Raw genomic sequence first — 15,691 nt, 5'->3', positions numbered from 1 at the left:
CGTGGCACGCTGTACGGGTGACTCGGAAACCGCTGCGCTTGGCCATCCTGGAAGCTACTGCAACGCTCGAGGCTGCCGGGGTGCCGAGCCCGCGAGTGGACGCAGAGCTTCTCGCGTCGCATCTCGTCGGCGTCGAGCGTGGGCGGTTGGGTCTGGTGCCACTTGTCGAACCGCAGGTGATCGAGGCCTATCGCAAGACAATCGAGCAGCGAGCCAAGCGGATCCCATTGCAGTACATCACCGGTACGTCGGCGCTGGGCAATATCGACGTCGAGGTTGGCCCGGGGGTGTTCGTGCCGCGACCGGAGACCGAACTTCTGCTCGGCTGGGCTCTTGCATTCATCGAGGGGATCGACCGAAAGCCACCGGTCGTCCTTGATTTGTGTACTGGTTCCGGCGCCTTGGCCTTGGCCATTGCAAATGCAAGACCCGACGCGCAGGTTCACGCCGTCGAGCTCGATCCGTCCGCCTTGGCGTGGGCGCGCCGCAACGCCGACTTCCGCGCCGAGCGGGGTGACACGCCGATCCTTCTGCACCACGGCGACGTCACCGACCGATCGTTGCTCACCGAACTGGACGGTCTCGTCGACGTCGTCGTCGCCAACCCGCCGTACATTCCCGAGGGAGCCGACCTCGAGCCCGAGGTCATCGATCACGATCCGCACGTGGCATTGTTCGGTGGCGTTGACGGGTTGTCGGTGATCGATCCAATGATCAACAACGTCGCACGATGGCTACGGCCCGGTGGGGGAGTGGGCATCGAACACGACGATTCGCACGGTGACCGAGTGGTCGCTCTGTTGGAGGGCCGGCGCGTGTTCACCGATGTGACCCCGCATCCGGATCTGTCGGGGCGACCGCGCTTTGTCGTCGCATCGCGCGCTTTGTCGTCGCATCGCGCGCCTTGTCGGCGCAGCGCTGAGAGCGTCCCAGCCGACACCGGACGAGCCTTCTCGCATCCTTTGCGGGCAGAGTGACAGGATAGAAGCGTGAGCACCGTCTACGACTGCCAGCAGGCCGATTCTCGAGTCGCCGGATTGACCGCAGCCAGGGGCGCACTCAAATCCGGCCGCCTCGTCGTCATGCCGACGGACACGCTGTACGGGCTGGCTGCCGATGCGTTCGACAGCAGTGCCGTCACCGACCTCCTTCGTGCGAAAGGGCGAGGCCGTGACATGCCGGTCCCGGTGCTCGTCGGCTCCTGGACCACCATCGACGGCCTGGTGGGTAGCGTCCGGCCACGTACGCGAGATCTCATCCGTGCCTTCTGGCCCGGCGCGCTGAGCCTGGTGGTGCGGCAGGCTCCATCGCTGGCCTGGGATCTCGGCGACGCACAGGGAACGGTCATGCTGCGTATGCCGCTTCATCCCGTGGCGCTCGAACTGCTGCGTGAGGTGGGCCCGCTGGCGGTGTCGAGCGCCAACATCTCCGGACAGTCCCCGGCGACGACGGTGACCGAGGCCAGGGACCAACTCGGCGGATCGGCGGCGGTTTACCTCGATGGAGGGCCCGCCGAACATGCACAGGCCTCGACCATTGTGGATCTGACGTCCGAACAACCGAAGATCTTGCGTGCGGGAGCTGTATCCGTGGACGCCGTCGCGGAAGTTCTCGGTATGAGCGTCGAGTCCCTCACCCAGGCAAGTGCGGCGCGGTGACGCAGTCGCGTTTCTACGGGCCAGATTTCGACGAGTTGGAGGCCGCCGATCCGGACATCGCCGGGCTCCTACTCGAAGAACTGGGCCGGCTGCGCGGTGGGCTGCAACTCATCGCGAGCGAGAATCTGACGTCCCCCGCGGTACTCGCTGCGCAAGGCAGCGTGCTGACCAACAAGTATGCCGAGGGCTATCCCGGAGCCCGCTACTACGGCGGTTGCGAGGTGGTCGATCGTGCCGAGAACCTGGCGATCGAGCGAGCGAAGACCCTGTTCGGCGCCGAACACGTCAACGTGCAACCACACTCGGGCGCACATGCGAACCTGGCAGTCTATGCCGCGTTCGCGCAGCCGGGGGACACAATTCTTGCGATGAGCCTGCCGCACGGCGGGCATCTGACCCACGGCGCCAAGGTCAATTTCTCCGGTCGCTGGTTCAATACGGTCCCGTATCACGTGCGGCGCGATACAGAGCTCATCGACTACGACGACCTCCGCGAACTGGCTATGCTCCATCGGCCCCGCATCATCGTCGCCGGCGCCACCGCCTATTCTCGCGAGATCGACTTCGCGACGTTCCGGTCCATCGCCGACGAGGTCGGGGCAGTGCTGTGGGTCGACGCCGCGCACTTCATCGGTTTGGTTGCAGGCGGCGCCATCCCTTCTCCGGTCCCGTACGCCGACGTCGTCTCTGCCACTACGCACAAGGTGCTGCGTGGACCGCGCGGTGGCATGCTCCTGTGCAAGCAGAAGCATGCGCGAGCCATCGACAAGGCGGTTTTCCCCTTCAGCCAGGGCGGCCCCCTCATGCACGCGATCGCAGCGAAAGCGGTCGCGTTCCGCGAGGCACACACCGCACCGTTCCGTCGTTACGCCGCACAGGTCGTGACCAATGCGCGCGCACTGACCGCATCACTGGCCGAAGCCGGGATTCGAACGGTATCGGGCGGCACCGACACGCATCTGGCGTTGCTCGATCTGCAGGCACTCGGCGTCGACGGCCGCACCGCCGAGGCTCGATGCGCGGCGGCCGCGATCACCTTGAACAAGAACGCGATTCCGTTCGACCCGGCACCTCCCGCCGTCGCATCGGGGATTCGAGTCGGCTCGGCGGCAGTGACGACCCAGGGCTTCGACGCCGCCGACATGGGGGCGGTCGGAACCCTCGTCGCCCGGGCCGTGCGGGCAGATCTCGACACATCATCGGGCGCCGCTGAGTTGGCCGCAGTGCGAGAGGAAGTAGCGACGTTGGTGGCCCGCAAGCCCGCATACCCCCGAGCATGACGGTCGACATTCTCGCCCAGTCCAGTCAGGGGGCGGGTGTTCCGATCAGGGAACTACTGCTCGTATTCCTGACGGCCGCGGTGGTGACGTTCCTGGCCACCGGCGGTGTGCGCGTTCTCGCCATCAAATTCGGAGCCGTCGCAGCGCCGCGTGAACGAGATGTGCACACGACTCCGACCCCGCGCCTCGGCGGCACGGGCATGTTCCTCGGGATGCTCATCGCCATACTGTTCGCCTCCCAGCTGCCGGCGCTCACGCGCGGGTTCGAATCGCAGTACGGCTCCCAGGACATCCCCGCAGCGCTGGTAGCGGGGTTCGTGATCGTCGCCGTCGGCGTCATCGACGACCGGTGGGGTCTCGACGCGCTGACCAAGTTCGTCGGGCAGGTCACGGCCGCGGGAGTGCTCGTGGTCATGGGGGTCAGTTGGTACATCATCTATGTTCCCTGGTCGGACGGTGGGATCAATGTGGTGTTGGACCAGCTCCAGGGCGGGTTGGTCACAGTCGCCGTGACTGTCGTGATGGTGAACGCGATGAATTTCGTCGATGGTCTCGACGGCCTGGCCGCGGGCCTCGGTCTGATCTCGGCCCTCGCCATCTGTGTGTTCTCGGTCGGACTGTTGCACGAGCAGGGCGGGGACACCGGCGTCTATCCGCCTGCAGTGTTGGCTGCGGCCTTGGCCGGCGCCTGCCTGGGTTTTCTGCCGCACAACTTTCAGCCGGCCAGGATCTTCATGGGAGATTCGGGTTCGATGCTCATCGGTTTGATGTTGGCGACGATCGCCACCAGTGCTTCCGGGCGAATTCCGTTGGTGGCGTACGGACCGCGTGACCTGCTCGGGCTGCTTTCTCCGCTCTTGCTTGTCGGCGCGGTGATGTTCATTCCGATCCTCGACCTGCTGCTCGCGATCATCAGGCGTACCCGAGCCGGCCGAAGTCCGTTCAGCCCGGACAAGATGCATCTGCACCACAGGCTGTTGCAGATCGGCCACTCGCATCGCCGGGTGGTCCTGGTCATCTACCTGTGGGTGGGTGTGCTGGCTTTCGGAGCCGTCGGGTCCTCCCTGATCGACCGCCGAATCGTCGTACTCCTCGTCGCTGCAGGACTCGTGTTCGCGCTGGTGGTCACCGCAGTGCCATCGATTCGGATGGACGCAGCCGTTCAGCGCCGTCGCGCCAAGAAGTCAGGTCGCCGAGGGCGACGGTCCTGATGCAGCGCTGCGCTGGGTAGTCTGTGCGGCTGTGAGCTTCTCTCCTGCGCCCGTGCCCGATCAATCCGATTCGATGCGCGCTGCCGTTCGATACGGCGTCGTCGGATTGGTGGTTCTCACAGTCGTTGGTGCGGTCATCGCCACGCTGGTTGCCGGACTCCCGGGCCTGTGGGGGGCCTTGATCGGTGCAGGGCTGGGCGGCGGGTTCATTCTCACTACGGCATTGTCGATATCGCTGACGGCGAAGTTCCCTCCCACGATGGCTGGAGCAGTGCTGCTCGGCGGGTGGTTGTTGAAGATGCTGCTTGCCATCGTGGTGCTCGGCGTGCTCAACGACATGGACTTCTACAGCAAGAAGGCGCTTGCGCTGGTGGTGGTGTCCGCACTGGTACTGGTACTCGGCGCGGAGGTGTACGGCGTTGTACGAACCAAGGCGCCGTACGTCGATGATCGGCCTGCAGGGAACGACTCCGACGATGCGTAGTACATCGCACGTATGGATCCGTCCAAGAAACGGCCCCACCTACACAACGTCGTAGTTGTGTTGATAAAGTTCCGATCAAGTGAGGGTGAGACTGCCGCGAATGAGACATTTCGCGTGCACGACGGCCCTTGCAGGTAACCACTGGGCGCGTGAGTTCCGCTACAGATACGCTCCTGGAGTTACCGAGTCGACGTGAGTCGCCGACACCCGACAGACGCTGGCCGAGCAACAACTGGCCTCAGCTGCTGACGACCTCGAGCCGATATCGTCGACTTGATAGATCGTCAATGTCCGATCGAACCGCAGTCTTAGCCGTCTGCGGCCCGAACACGGGAGAGACCGCTGAGCGTCACCTACCTGGCTGCGGAGTTCCAACCGCCGTCACTATCCGACTTCTTTCCTCCCGCTTTGTTGTTCGAGGGCACCCCCTTCGAACTCGACCGGCTGATGCTGATCCGCATCTTGATGACCCTCGTTCTGGTCGTGCTGTTCGCATTCGCGATGCGCAGCCCCAAGGTGGTGCCCAGGGGTCTGCAGAACGTCATCGAGTACATGCTCGACTTCGTCAAGGTGCAGATCGCCGACGAAATTCTCGGCAAGGAGCAGGGAAAGCGTTTCTTGCCGATCATCATGACGATCTTCTTCGCCGTGCTGTTCATGAATCTCTCCGGAATCATCCCGTTCCTGAACATCTCACCGAACGCCCGAATCGGAATGCCGATCGTGCTCGCGCTGATCGCCTACGTGACGTTCAACTATGTGGGAATCAAGAAGTACGGTTTCTTCAAGTACGTCAAGAGCAGCGTCGTGGTTCCCGATGTTCCGCCCGCGCTCCACGTGATTCTGATCCCGATCGAGTTCATCTCGACCTTCATCCTTCGGCCGTTCACGCTCACAGTGCGTCTCATGGCCAACATGCTGGCCGGCCACCTCATGCTCGTGCTGTTCTTCAGCGCAACGCAGTTCTTCTTCTTCCAGGCAGCGGGCGGAATGAAGATTTTCGGCTTGTTCTCGCTCGCAGCAGGCTTCGGCTTCACGCTGTTCGAGATGCTAGTCATCGCACTGCAGGCGTACGTGTTCGCGCTGCTCACCGCGGTGTACATCGACCTCGCGCTGCACGCCGACTCTCACTAGACCGCACGAGACCAGATCGACCTGACCCACGCACCGACCGGTGATGGGCAACAGAAAGGGAACGGAATTCAAATGAGCCTCGCGTACCTGGCACAGGAAGTCACCGAAACCACCATCACCGGTGGCGGCTACGGCGCAATCGGTTACGGCCTCGCAGCCATCGGACCTGGCATCGGTGTAGGCATCGTGGTCGGTAAGGCCATCGAGGGCATTGCGCGCCAGCCCGAGCTTCAGGGCACCATCCGTACCAACATGTTCCTCGGCATCGCGTTCACCGAAGCGCTTGCGCTGATCGGTATCGTCGCCGGCTTCCTGTTCGGTTAATCCGACATGGCAACCACTATCGCTATCTTGGCGGCAGAGGAGGGGGAATACAATCCTCTCCTCCCGGCCACATACGACATCGTTTGGTCTGCGGTCTGTATCGCGGTCATCGGCTTCGTCTTCTGGAAGTACATTCTTCCGAAGTTCCAAGCTGTCATGGCGGAACGTAGCGAGCTGATCGAAGGCGGCATCAAGAGGGCCGAGGAAGCTCAGGCAGAAGCGAAGGCTGCTCTCGAGCAGTACCAGAAGCAGCTGGCCGACGCACGATCCGAAGCTGCGCAGATCCGTGAGGAAGCGCGAACGCAGGGTCAGGCGATCCTCGCCGAAATGAAGACGAAGGCACAGGAAGAGAGCGACCGGATCGTGGCCGCAGGTCACAACCAGCTCGTTGCTCAGCGTCAGCAGATCGTCACGGAACTTCGCGGCGACCTCGGACGCACAGCAGTCGAACTCGCCGAGAAGGTCATCGGAGAGCAGTTGTCCGATGAGGCGAAGCGAGCAGGATCGATCGACCGATTCCTCAGCGAACTCGACTCCGTCACCGCTGACTCTGTAGCGGGGAAGTGAGATGACCATGTACGCAACGTCTCGTGAGGCTCTTGCCCGCACGCGTTCGGTTGCGAACGATGCACTGGGGTCTGCGTCGGCAGGAGATGCTACAGCTGCTGCCGCTCAGACCGGTTCCGAGCTCTTTGCCGTCGTGGAGACCCTCGACGGGCAGCGCACGTTGCGTACCGCGCTGGCCGACGCGTCAGTGTCCGGTGAACGACGCAGCGAGCTGGCTGGGAATCTGTTCGATGGCAAGGTATCCGAGATCACGGCGAAGATCGTGAAGTCGGCCGTGTCCGACAGTTGGTCCAAGCCATCGGATTTGCTGAACTCGCTCGTCGAGCTCGGGCGCGAAGCTCTGCTTCGCGCCGCCGCAGACCAGGACCAGCTCTACACCGTCGAGGACGAGCTGTTTCGTCTTGGCCGCATCGTGGCTGCGAATCCGCAGCTGGAGCAGGCGATGTCGGATCTCGGCAAGCCAGTTCAGGCCAAACGCGAGCTGCTCGGACGGCTGCTCTACGGCAAGGTCACCGCAGTGACCGAGGCTCTGGCCATCCAAACCGTGAGTCGTCTGCGACGGTCGGCACCTGCCGACGCGCTTGACGAACTTGCGGGGCTGGCGGCGTCGGTCCGCGACCGAGCTGTCGCGCACGTGCGCAGTGCGGCTCCGCTCAGCGACCGCCAGCTCGAAAAGCTGACCGCGACGTTGACACGAACCTATGGCAAACCCGTCACTGTTCACATCGAGGTCGATACCGAACTGCTCAGCGGACTCGTGGTCCGGGTAGGCGACGAGGTCATCGACGGTAGCGGGGCAGGTCGCCTCGCTGCATTGCGAAAGACTCTCAAGTAGTCCGAGTAGGGACAGCACAGTCTCCACACGAAGCGTTTCGAAATGTCGAAGCATTTCAATACCGCGATCATTGAAGGAAGAGCAGGAAAAAATATGGCGGAGCTGACGATCTCCTCCGACGAGATCCGTAGCGCGATCGAGAACTTCACCGCGAGCTACTCACCGGAGTCCTCCCGCGAGGAGGTCGGCACGGTTACCGACACGAGCGACGGAATCGCGCACGTGTCCGGACTCCCGTCGGCTATGTCCAACGAGCTGCTTGAATTCCCCGGTGGCGTGCTCGGTGTGGCGCTCAACTTGGACGCCACCGAAATCGGTGCCGTCATCCTCGGTGACTACGAGCACATCGAAGAAGGCCAGGAAGTCAAGCGCACCGGTGACGTGCTCTCCGTGCCGGTCGGCGACGGCTACCTCGGTCGCGTCGTCAACCCCCTGGGCCAGCCTATCGACGGCCTCGGCGACATCGAGTCCAGCGAGAACCGCGCACTCGAACTGCAGGCTGCTTCGGTGCTCGAGCGCCAGCCGGTCGAAGAACCGCTGCAAACCGGTATCAAGGCCATCGATGCGATGACCCCGATCGGCCGTGGACAGCGTCAGCTCATCATCGGTGACCGCAAGACGGGCAAGACCGCCGTATGCATCGACGCCATCCTCAACCAGAAGGCCAACTGGGAGTCCGGAGACGACAAGAAGCAGGTTCGCTGCATCTATGTCGCAATCGGCCAGAAGGGCTCGACGATCGCCGGCGTCAAGGCCGCACTCGAAGAGCGTGGCGCAATGGAGTACACGACCATCGTCGCTGCTCCCGCCTCCGACTCGGCCGGCTTCAAGTGGCTCGCCCCGTACACCGGCTCGGCCATCGGCCAGCACTGGATGTACCAGGGCAAGCACGTCCTCATCGTGTTCGACGACCTGACCAAGCAGGCCGAGGCGTACCGCGCTATCTCCCTGCTGCTGCGTCGTCCGCCGGGCCGCGAGGCATACCCCGGTGATGTCTTCTACCTGCACTCCCGCCTGCTCGAGCGTTCGGCCAAGCTGTCCGACGAGCTCGGCGGTGGATCTTTGACGGCGCTGCCGATCATCGAGACCAAGGCCAACGACGTCTCGGCGTACATCCCCACCAACGTCATCTCGATTACAGACGGACAGGTCTTCCTCGAGTCGGATCTCTTCAACAAGGGCGTCCGTCCCGCGATCAACGTCGGCATCTCGGTCTCGCGAGTCGGCGGCGCGGCACAGACCAAGGGTATGAAGAAGGTCTCCGGTTCGCTTCGTCTAGAGCTCGCTCAGTTCCGTGAGCTCGAAGCCTTCTCGGCGTTCGCATCTGATCTCGACGCGGCTTCCAAGGCGCAGCTCGAGCGTGGTGCGCGTCTGGTCGAGTTGCTCAAGCAGGATCAGTACTCGCCGGTGGCCGTCGAAGATCAGATCGTGTCGATCTGGCTCGCCGGACAGGGCACCTACGACTCGGTTCCCGTCGGCGACGTTCGTCGCTTCGAGAGCGAACTGCTCGAGGATCTGCACCGTAACGCCGGCGGCGTCTACGACAGCATCTCCGGCGGCAAGGTTCTCGACGCCGATGCGCAGAAGGCGCTGCTCGCGGCCACCGACAAGTTCAAGGACGGCTTCCTCGACTCCGAGGGCAATCGCGTCGTCAACGAGGCGGAGGCGGACACGCTGAACCCGGACGAGGTCAGCCAGGAGCAGGTCACCGTTACTCGCAAGACAGTCAGCAAGTAGGTCAGCGAGATGTCCAGTGTCTTTACGAGTAGAGAAGGGAGCGTGAACAGCTGATGGCAAGCATTCTCGAGCTGCGTTCCCGGATCAAGTCGGTCAATTCGACGAAGAAGATCACCAAAGCTCAAGAGCTGATCGCCACGTCGCGGATCACCAAAGCGCAGGCCCGCGTCGCCGCGTCCAAGCCCTATGCCGAAGAGATCACCAAGGTCCTCTCTTCGCTGGCAAGCGCATCCAGTTCGCTCGATCATCCGTTGCTCAACGAGCGTGCGGAGCCCAAGCGTGCGGCAGTCCTGGTCGTCACCAGTGACCGCGGCATGGCCGGCGGTTACAACGCGAACGTCCTCAAGGAAGCGGAAGAGCTGTTCCAGCTTCTTCGCAAGGAGGGCAAGGATCCGGTCATCTATGTGCTCGGTGCAAAGGGCCTCGGCTACTACACATTTCGCGAGCGCGACGTGAAGGGTGCTTGGACGGGATTCTCGCAGGAGCCCGGGTACGCCGACGCAGCGAAGGCCAGCAGGCATCTGGTCGAACTGTTCATGGCTGGTTCCGGTTCCGAGGTGGACGCGCCCAACGGCGAAGGCACTGTCGAAGGCGTCGACGAGCTGCACATCGTCTACACGCGTTTCGTGTCGATGTTGACGCAGAAGCCCGAGGTTCGTCGGATGGCCCCGCTGGAAATCGCGTACAACGACGAAGAGATTCAGATGGGCGAGGATTCGCTCACCGATTCTCCCAACGCGTCGGAAGTGCAGGCCCAGTACGACTTCGAACCCGAAGCCGGAACGCTTCTGTCGGCTCTGCTGCCGAAGTACATCAGCACGAGGATCTACTCCTCGCTGCTCGATGCGGCTGCTTCCGAGTCGGCCGCACGTCGTACGGCCATGAAGGCTGCGACGGACAACGCGAACGAATTGGTCGAGACTCTGAGCCGTCAGGCGAACCAGGCTCGGCAAGCCCAGATCACCCAGGAAATCAGCGAAATCGTCGGTGGCGCAAACGCGTTGGCTGACAGCGCAGGAAGTGACTAAGCAATGACCGCAGCAGTAGCCCAAGAGAACGCGAGCGGAGCGGACACGCAGTCCGGCCGTGTCGTTCGGGTCATCGGCCCCGTTGTGGACGTCGAGTTCCCGCGCGGCGCGATCCCCGCCCTGTTCAACGCCCTCCACGCCGAGATCACCCTCCCGACGGTCGCGAAGACACTGACGCTCGAGGTCGCACAGCACCTCGGCGACAACCTCGTTCGCACCATCTCCATGCAGCCGACCGACGGTCTCGTTCGAGGCACGCCGGTAGCCGACACGGGCAAGCCGATCTCGGTCCCCGTTGGTGACGTCGTCAAGGGCCACGTGTTCAACGCCCTCGGCGATTGCCTCGACACACCGGGACTCGGTCGCGACGGTGAGCAGTGGGGCATCCACCGCAAGCCACCAGCCTTCGATCAGCTCGAGGGCAAGACCGAGATCCTCGAGACCGGCATCAAGGTCATCGACCTGCTCACCCCTTACGTCAAGGGTGGAAAGATCGGACTGTTCGGTGGTGCCGGCGTCGGCAAGACCGTTCTGATCCAGGAAATGATCACCCGTATCGCCCGCGAGTTCTCCGGCACCTCGGTGTTCGCAGGCGTCGGTGAGCGCACTCGTGAGGGCACCGACCTTCACCTCGAAATGGAAGAGATGGGCGTCCTTCAGGACACAGCCCTCGTCTTCGGCCAGATGGACGAGCCGCCCGGCACACGTATGCGCGTCGCTCTGTCTGCACTGACCATGGCGGAGTACTTCCGCGATGTGCAGGGCCAGGACGTGTTGCTCTTCATCGACAACATCTTCCGTTTCACGCAGGCAGGTTCGGAGGTGTCGACCCTTCTGGGACGTATGCCTTCTGCCGTGGGTTACCAGCCGACGCTGGCGGACGAGATGGGTGAGCTCCAGGAGCGCATCACCTCGACCCGTGGACGCTCGATCACCTCGCTGCAGGCGATCTACGTTCCCGCCGACGACTACACCGACCCCGCGCCTGCAACGACGTTCGCCCACCTCGATGCAACGACCGAGCTGTCGCGTCCGATTTCGCAGATGGGTATCTACCCCGCTGTGGACCCGCTGAGCTCCACGTCGCGAATCCTCGAGCCCGGCATCGTCGGCGCCGAGCACTTCCGCGTCGCCAACGAGGTCAAGCGCATCCTGCAGAAGTACAAGGAACTGCAGGACATCATCGCCATCCTCGGTATGGACGAGCTTCAGGAAGAGGACAAGGTTCTGGTCGGCCGCGCACGCCGTCTCCAGAAGTTCCTCGGCCAGAACTTCATCGTCGCCGAGAAGTTCACCGGTGAGCCCGGTTCGGTCGTATCGCTGACCGACACCATCGAGGCATTCGACAAGGTCACCAAGGGCGAGTACGACCACCTTCCCGAGCAGGCCTTCAACAGCTGCGGTGGTCTCGATGACGTCGAGGCAGCAGCCAAGAAGATGTCCGGAAAGTAGAAGACGTGGCATCTTCGGAGACGAACAGCATGAAAGTTTCACTCGTCGCGGTCGAGCAGAAGCTGTGGTCGGGCGATGCGACCCTGGTGAGTGCTCAAACCACCGAGGGTGAGATCGGCATCATGTTCGGTCACGAGCCGGTTCTGGGTCAGCTCGTCGAGGCTGGAACGGTATCCGTCACAACGACCGATGGTAAGAGAATCGTGGCCGCGGTCCATGGTGGGTTTCTCTCGGCCACAGGTTCAGAAGTTACCGTGCTCGCCGAGTCCGCAGATTTCGCGGAGGACATCGACGTCGAAGCCGCTCGCGCGGTGTTGGACGCAGGTGGCGACGACAAGGAAGCCCTCGCAATAGCGAAGGGCCGAATTCGCGCTTCCGAGCGGGCATAGGTTCTTCGGAAAGCCGCGACGGGGCCAGCGAGATGCATACCGGAGTGATTGTCCTTATCATTCTGGTAGTGCTGCTCGTCTGCCTCGTCGCGGCTTTTCTGTATCGACTGGTGATTCTTCGTCGCGGCGGTACCGCGGCAATCATGCGGACCGCGCCGGCGGCTGGTGGGAGCGGGTGGCGTCACGGAGTGATCCGCTACGGCGACAACTCACTTGTTTTTTTCAAATTGTCGAGCTTGCGCCCCGGTCCGGACCATCGGATCACCCGTCAGGGTGTCGATTTGGGTGAACGCCGTCGTCCGCGTAGCGACGAATTCGACATCATGACCGAGGACATCGCGATACTCGAACTCACCGATGGTGGGCGTGAATACGAGATCGCACTCGATCGCGGCGCGCTCACCGCGTTTCTGTCTTGGCTCGAATCGCGGCCGTCGGGTAGATCCAAACGCGGTCGCCCCGCAGCGTAAACGGTTTCCGCTACTCGGCCTCCGTCGAGCGAGAAGCGCCCGGTGTCCATTGCACGTCGCCGTCGGGGTTGGCGTACCTGCTCAGAATGAAGAGCAGATCCGAAAGCCGGTTGAGATACTTCGCCGGTAGATCACTGGTGTTCTCCGGGCTTGCCTCCACGGCGGCCCACGCAGCCCGCTCTGCGCGGCGAGAGACTGTTCGGGCAACGTGTAGTAGCGCCCCGAGTGCTGTACCTCCCGGAAGAATGAAGGAGGTCAGCGGCTCGAGTTCGTCGTTGAACTCGTCGCACCACTTTTCCAGGCGGTCGATGTAGGACTGGTCGATACGAAGTGGGGGATACTTCGGATCATCGACCACGGGTGTCGACAGATCGGCTCCGGCGTCGAACAGGTCGCTTTGGATCGTCCGGACAATTTCGATTATCCGTTCGGGCGGGTTGCCAAGGGCGAGTACCACTCCGAGGCTCGCGTTCGTCTCGTCGCAATCGGCATACGCAACGAGACGCGGATCGTTCTTCTTCACCCGGGAGAAGTCGCTGAGCCCGGTGGTTCCATCGTCTCCGGTACGTGTGTAGATACGAGTCAAGTGCACAGCCATGGCGCTACGGTACCGCTCGGGTGCACGTACGGGACCCTGGCTACGCTGTCGAACTGTGAGTGAACGCTTTTTGGTATCCGGTGGCAACCGGCTCGTCGGCGAAGTGTCGGTGGGCGGCGCGAAGAACAGCGTTCTCAAGCTGATGGCTGCGGCTTTGTTGGCCGAGGGCACCAGCACCATCACCAACTGCCCAGACATTCTCGACGTCCCGCTGATGGCCGAGGTGCTTCGCGGACTCGGTTGCGAGGTGGTACTCGACGGGTCGGTTGTGCACATCACCACTCCAGCCGAGCCCAAGCATCATGCTGACTTCCCCGCAGTGACGCAATTCCGCGCATCTGTTTGCGTGCTGGGTCCGCTCGTCGCGCGGTGCAAGCGCGCCGTGGTGGCACTTCCAGGCGGGGATGCGATCGGTTCACGTCCCCTCGACATGCACCAGTCCGGGCTCCGACTGCTCGGTGCCCGCAGCGAAATTCAGCACGGCTGCGTCGTCGCCGAGGCCGACGAACTGCGCGGCGCGAACATCCGGCTCGCGTTCCCGTCGGTGGGCGCAACGGAGAACATTTTGATGGCGGCGGTCCTCGCCAAGGGCGAGACGGTGATCGACAACGCAGCGCGCGAACCCGACATCGTCGATGTATGCAACATGCTCAATGAGATGGGTGCCCAGGTCAGCGGCGCTGGCACGTCGACGTTGACCATCAAGGGCGTCGAGTCTCTCGAGCCCACTACCCACCGTGTGATCGGCGACCGGATCGTCGCTGCGACCTGGGGGATAGCGGCGGCGATGACACGTGGCGACGTCCGTGTCCGGGGGATCAATCCGAAGCATCTGTCTCTGGTGCTCGACAAACTGCGTTCGGCAGGTTCGGAGGTGACATTGGAAGCGGATGGCTTTCGAGTCGTCCAACACGACCGGCCCACTGCCGTCAATTTCGCGACCCTTCCGTTTCCCGGCTTCCCGACGGATCTGCAGCCGATGGCGATCGGACTGGCATCGGTCGCGCACGGGACCTCGATGATCACGGAGAACGTCTTCGAAGCCAGATTCCGATTCGTCGAAGAAATGATTCGCTTGGGTGCAGATGCGCGCACGGACGGACACCACGCTGTGGTTCGCGGCGTCCCACAGCTGTCGAGTGCACCGGTCTGGTCCTCGGACATTCGCGCCGGTGCCGGTCTGGTCCTCGCCGGCCTGTGCGCCGACGGTGTAACCGAAGTGCACGACGTCTACCACATCGATAGGGGATACCCGCGATTCGTCGAGAACCTCACCGACCTGGGTGGGAGCATCGAGCGCGTCCAATAGCTTCATCCAGCGCGGTCGTGAGTTGATCCAGGCCGTAGAGGACGTGACCTTCAGGGACGAGGATGCATCGGTGGCTCCGCGGGGGTGCCGAAAGTGGCCTGGAAATTGACGCCGATTGGACCACGGCGATGGAACAGTTGCGCAGCAATAATGCAGTGATGAGCACCCAGCAAAACCCACTCTCGCCCACGTTGCGCACGACCATCGCGCGCGGTCGGGCGCGAGCCCGGACCGACAGAAAAGACCTCGCGGACGTTCTCGGCGCGGCGCGGGTCTGCCATCTAGGCGTCGTGGTCGACGGGACAGTGCGCGTGCTGCCGACGGTGTTCGGCTTCGACTTCAACGGCCCGGACCGCGGTGGGACGCTGTACCTGCACGGCTCGGTGGCCGCGCGCAGCCTCGTTGATGCTCCCGCGGCCGATGTTTGCGTCACCATGACTGTCGTCGACGGCCTGGTGCTTGCCCGGTCTGCCTTCAACCATTCGATGAACTACCGAAGTGCCGTGATTCTGGGCCGGCCCCGTTTGGTCAACGACGAGACCGAACGGCTGCGCGCACTCGACGCGATCGTCGATCACGTGGTGGAGGGACGGAGTGCGCACCTACGTCCCCATTCCAAGAAAGAACTGGCGGCGACGGTTGTGCTGGCTCTGCCGCTACACGAGGCGTCGGTCAAGGTAAGGGAGGGCGATCCCGTGGACGACGCGCGTGATGTCGAGGTCGGGGGAGTGTGGGCCGGAGTTGTGCCGTTGCAAGAACGCGCAGGGCCCGTGCGGTCCGCCGTTGATGTGGACCCAGCAGTTGCAGTGCCGGAGCACGTTCGGGCGATTGCCGGCGGCTGATGTTGACGGGTATGTCCGGCGTCACAGTCTGGATCGCCCCGCTTCGCAATCCGACTGTCCCTCGCTCGAGCCCGTGGCCACGGTAAACGTGCAAGCTATCGCGTGTGACCTGCAGATTTGCGTCGGGCGATCCCCTCGCGTAACTTTTCTCCAGTCAGAGCGACACGGACACCGACCAGGTCTTCACGGACATGGCAACGAGGTTGTACGGGGATCCTGATGAGCGTGTAGGACAGTCTTTCCCCCAAGAGTCGGGCCTTGTGTCCGAGACCAAGTTGGGTTAGGCTGGAACGGTTGCCCCAGACTCCCGGAGATAGTGTTTTTCGGGTTGTGTGGTGTGTGCGTGTTCTTTGAGAACTCAACAGTGTGTCGA

Annotated in this window: 17 protein-coding genes; 16 read left to right on the top strand and 1 reads right to left on the bottom strand. The window is 63.0% G+C overall.

Annotation, left to right across the window (positions count from 1 at the left end; genetic code table 11):
- Positions 1 to 17: 17 nt before the first annotated feature.
- From prmC to KVY23_RS18725, 14 genes are all read left to right on the top strand, one after another.
- Positions 18 to 977, top strand: coding sequence for a peptide chain release factor N(5)-glutamine methyltransferase (gene prmC, locus KVY23_RS18790; RefSeq protein ID WP_230557776.1), 960 nt, complete (start codon positions 18 to 20; stop codon positions 975 to 977).
- A gap of 12 nt (positions 978 to 989) precedes the next feature.
- Complete coding sequence (locus KVY23_RS18785) at positions 990 to 1,658, top strand: L-threonylcarbamoyladenylate synthase (RefSeq protein ID WP_075837505.1); 669 nt, start codon at positions 990 to 992, stop codon at positions 1,656 to 1,658.
- The gene (gene glyA, locus KVY23_RS18780) at positions 1,655 to 2,938 is read left to right on the top strand and encodes a serine hydroxymethyltransferase (protein ID WP_294638114.1); all 1,284 of its coding nucleotides are present in this window, start codon (positions 1,655 to 1,657) and stop codon (positions 2,936 to 2,938) included. Before KVY23_RS18785 ends, glyA begins: the two co-directional genes overlap by 4 nt.
- Entirely contained in the window at positions 2,935 to 4,149 is a 1,215-nt protein-coding gene (locus tag KVY23_RS18775; RefSeq protein ID WP_075837509.1) for a glycosyltransferase family 4 protein, read from the top strand. The genes glyA and KVY23_RS18775 overlap by 4 nt, the downstream gene beginning before the upstream one ends.
- Before the next feature lie 73 nt (positions 4,150 to 4,222).
- Positions 4,223 to 4,633 carry a hypothetical protein gene (locus KVY23_RS18770; protein ID WP_187346665.1) on the top strand — a complete coding sequence of 137 codons (411 nt, stop codon included), beginning with the start codon at positions 4,223 to 4,225 and terminating at the stop codon, positions 4,631 to 4,633.
- A 408-nt stretch (positions 4,634 to 5,041) separates the two neighbouring features.
- Positions 5,042 to 5,767, top strand: a complete 726-nt coding sequence (atpB, locus tag KVY23_RS18765) for a F0F1 ATP synthase subunit A (protein ID WP_230557775.1) — start codon at positions 5,042 to 5,044, stop codon at positions 5,765 to 5,767.
- A 72-nt stretch (positions 5,768 to 5,839) separates the two neighbouring features.
- Positions 5,840 to 6,091 carry an ATP synthase F0 subunit C gene (locus KVY23_RS18760; RefSeq protein WP_075837514.1) on the top strand — a complete coding sequence of 84 codons (252 nt, stop codon included), beginning with the start codon at positions 5,840 to 5,842 and terminating at the stop codon, positions 6,089 to 6,091.
- Between the two features lie 6 nt (positions 6,092 to 6,097).
- Positions 6,098 to 6,658, top strand: a complete 561-nt coding sequence (locus KVY23_RS18755) for a F0F1 ATP synthase subunit B (protein ID WP_206508275.1) — start codon at positions 6,098 to 6,100, stop codon at positions 6,656 to 6,658.
- A gap of 7 nt (positions 6,659 to 6,665) precedes the next feature.
- Positions 6,666 to 7,493: a F0F1 ATP synthase subunit delta gene (locus tag KVY23_RS18750; RefSeq protein ID WP_230557825.1), complete on the top strand. Its 828-nt coding sequence runs from the start codon at positions 6,666 to 6,668 to the stop codon at positions 7,491 to 7,493.
- A 93-nt stretch (positions 7,494 to 7,586) separates the two neighbouring features.
- On the top strand, positions 7,587 to 9,230 hold the full coding sequence (atpA, locus tag KVY23_RS18745) for a F0F1 ATP synthase subunit alpha (protein ID WP_206508276.1): 1,644 nt from the start codon (positions 7,587 to 7,589) through the stop codon (positions 9,228 to 9,230).
- A gap of 53 nt (positions 9,231 to 9,283) precedes the next feature.
- Positions 9,284 to 10,258, top strand: coding sequence for a F0F1 ATP synthase subunit gamma (locus tag KVY23_RS18740; protein ID WP_075837516.1), 975 nt, complete (start codon positions 9,284 to 9,286; stop codon positions 10,256 to 10,258).
- Positions 10,259 to 10,261: 3 nt separating this feature from the next.
- The gene (atpD, locus tag KVY23_RS18735) at positions 10,262 to 11,710 is read left to right on the top strand and encodes a F0F1 ATP synthase subunit beta (protein ID WP_075837518.1); all 1,449 of its coding nucleotides are present in this window, start codon (positions 10,262 to 10,264) and stop codon (positions 11,708 to 11,710) included.
- A gap of 29 nt (positions 11,711 to 11,739) precedes the next feature.
- On the top strand, positions 11,740 to 12,099 hold the full coding sequence (locus tag KVY23_RS18730; protein WP_206508277.1) for a F0F1 ATP synthase subunit epsilon: 360 nt from the start codon (positions 11,740 to 11,742) through the stop codon (positions 12,097 to 12,099).
- 32 nt (positions 12,100 to 12,131) lie between these two features.
- A complete protein-coding gene (locus KVY23_RS18725; RefSeq protein ID WP_230557774.1) occupies positions 12,132 to 12,569 on the top strand; it encodes a DUF2550 domain-containing protein in 438 nt (145 codons plus the stop codon).
- Positions 12,570 to 12,579: 10 nt separating this feature from the next.
- Here KVY23_RS18725 and KVY23_RS18720 read toward each other — a convergent pair whose 3' ends face one another.
- Positions 12,580 to 13,167, bottom strand: coding sequence for a cob(I)yrinic acid a,c-diamide adenosyltransferase (locus KVY23_RS18720; protein WP_230557773.1), 588 nt, complete (start codon positions 13,165 to 13,167; stop codon positions 12,580 to 12,582).
- A 55-nt stretch (positions 13,168 to 13,222) separates the two neighbouring features.
- Between KVY23_RS18720 and murA the strand changes: the two genes are divergently transcribed.
- Together murA and KVY23_RS18710 are read left to right on the top strand one after the other, a co-directional pair.
- A complete protein-coding gene (murA, locus tag KVY23_RS18715; RefSeq protein ID WP_075837521.1) occupies positions 13,223 to 14,476 on the top strand; it encodes a UDP-N-acetylglucosamine 1-carboxyvinyltransferase in 1,254 nt (417 codons plus the stop codon).
- A gap of 158 nt (positions 14,477 to 14,634) precedes the next feature.
- Positions 14,635 to 15,318, top strand: coding sequence for a pyridoxamine 5'-phosphate oxidase family protein (locus tag KVY23_RS18710; RefSeq protein WP_230557772.1), 684 nt, complete (start codon positions 14,635 to 14,637; stop codon positions 15,316 to 15,318).
- Positions 15,319 to 15,691 lie beyond the last annotated feature (373 nt).

The organism is Rhodococcus sp. I2R (assembly GCF_020889545.1).
In the GTDB taxonomy this organism is placed as follows: Bacteria; Actinomycetota; Actinomycetes; order Mycobacteriales; family Mycobacteriaceae; genus Rhodococcoides.
This window is presented reverse-complemented; position numbering and strand designations above follow the sequence as displayed.

Bases quoted from the DNA above. Each gene is read 5' to 3' on its own strand.
- KVY23_RS18775 (WP_075837509.1), top strand. From the start codon at position 2,935: ATGACGGTCGACATTCTCGCCCAGTCCAGTCAGGGGGCGGGTGTTCCG.
- KVY23_RS18770 (WP_187346665.1), top strand. From the start codon at position 4,223: ATGCGCGCTGCCGTTCGATACGGCGTCGTCGGATTGGTGGTTCTCACA.
- KVY23_RS18760 (WP_075837514.1), top strand. From the start codon at position 5,840: ATGAGCCTCGCGTACCTGGCACAGGAAGTCACCGAAACCACCATCACC.
- KVY23_RS18755 (WP_206508275.1), top strand. From the start codon at position 6,098: ATGGCAACCACTATCGCTATCTTGGCGGCAGAGGAGGGGGAATACAAT.
- KVY23_RS18750 (WP_230557825.1), top strand. From the start codon at position 6,666: ATGTACGCAACGTCTCGTGAGGCTCTTGCCCGCACGCGTTCGGTTGCG.
- atpA (WP_206508276.1), top strand. From the start codon at position 7,587: ATGGCGGAGCTGACGATCTCCTCCGACGAGATCCGTAGCGCGATCGAG.
- KVY23_RS18740 (WP_075837516.1), top strand. From the start codon at position 9,284: ATGGCAAGCATTCTCGAGCTGCGTTCCCGGATCAAGTCGGTCAATTCG.
- atpD (WP_075837518.1), top strand. From the start codon at position 10,262: ATGACCGCAGCAGTAGCCCAAGAGAACGCGAGCGGAGCGGACACGCAG.
- KVY23_RS18730 (WP_206508277.1), top strand. From the start codon at position 11,740: ATGAAAGTTTCACTCGTCGCGGTCGAGCAGAAGCTGTGGTCGGGCGAT.
- KVY23_RS18725 (WP_230557774.1), top strand. From the start codon at position 12,132: ATGCATACCGGAGTGATTGTCCTTATCATTCTGGTAGTGCTGCTCGTC.
- KVY23_RS18720 (WP_230557773.1), bottom strand. From the start codon at position 13,167: ATGGCTGTGCACTTGACTCGTATCTACACACGTACCGGAGACGATGGA.
- KVY23_RS18710 (WP_230557772.1), top strand. From the start codon at position 14,635: ATGAGCACCCAGCAAAACCCACTCTCGCCCACGTTGCGCACGACCATC.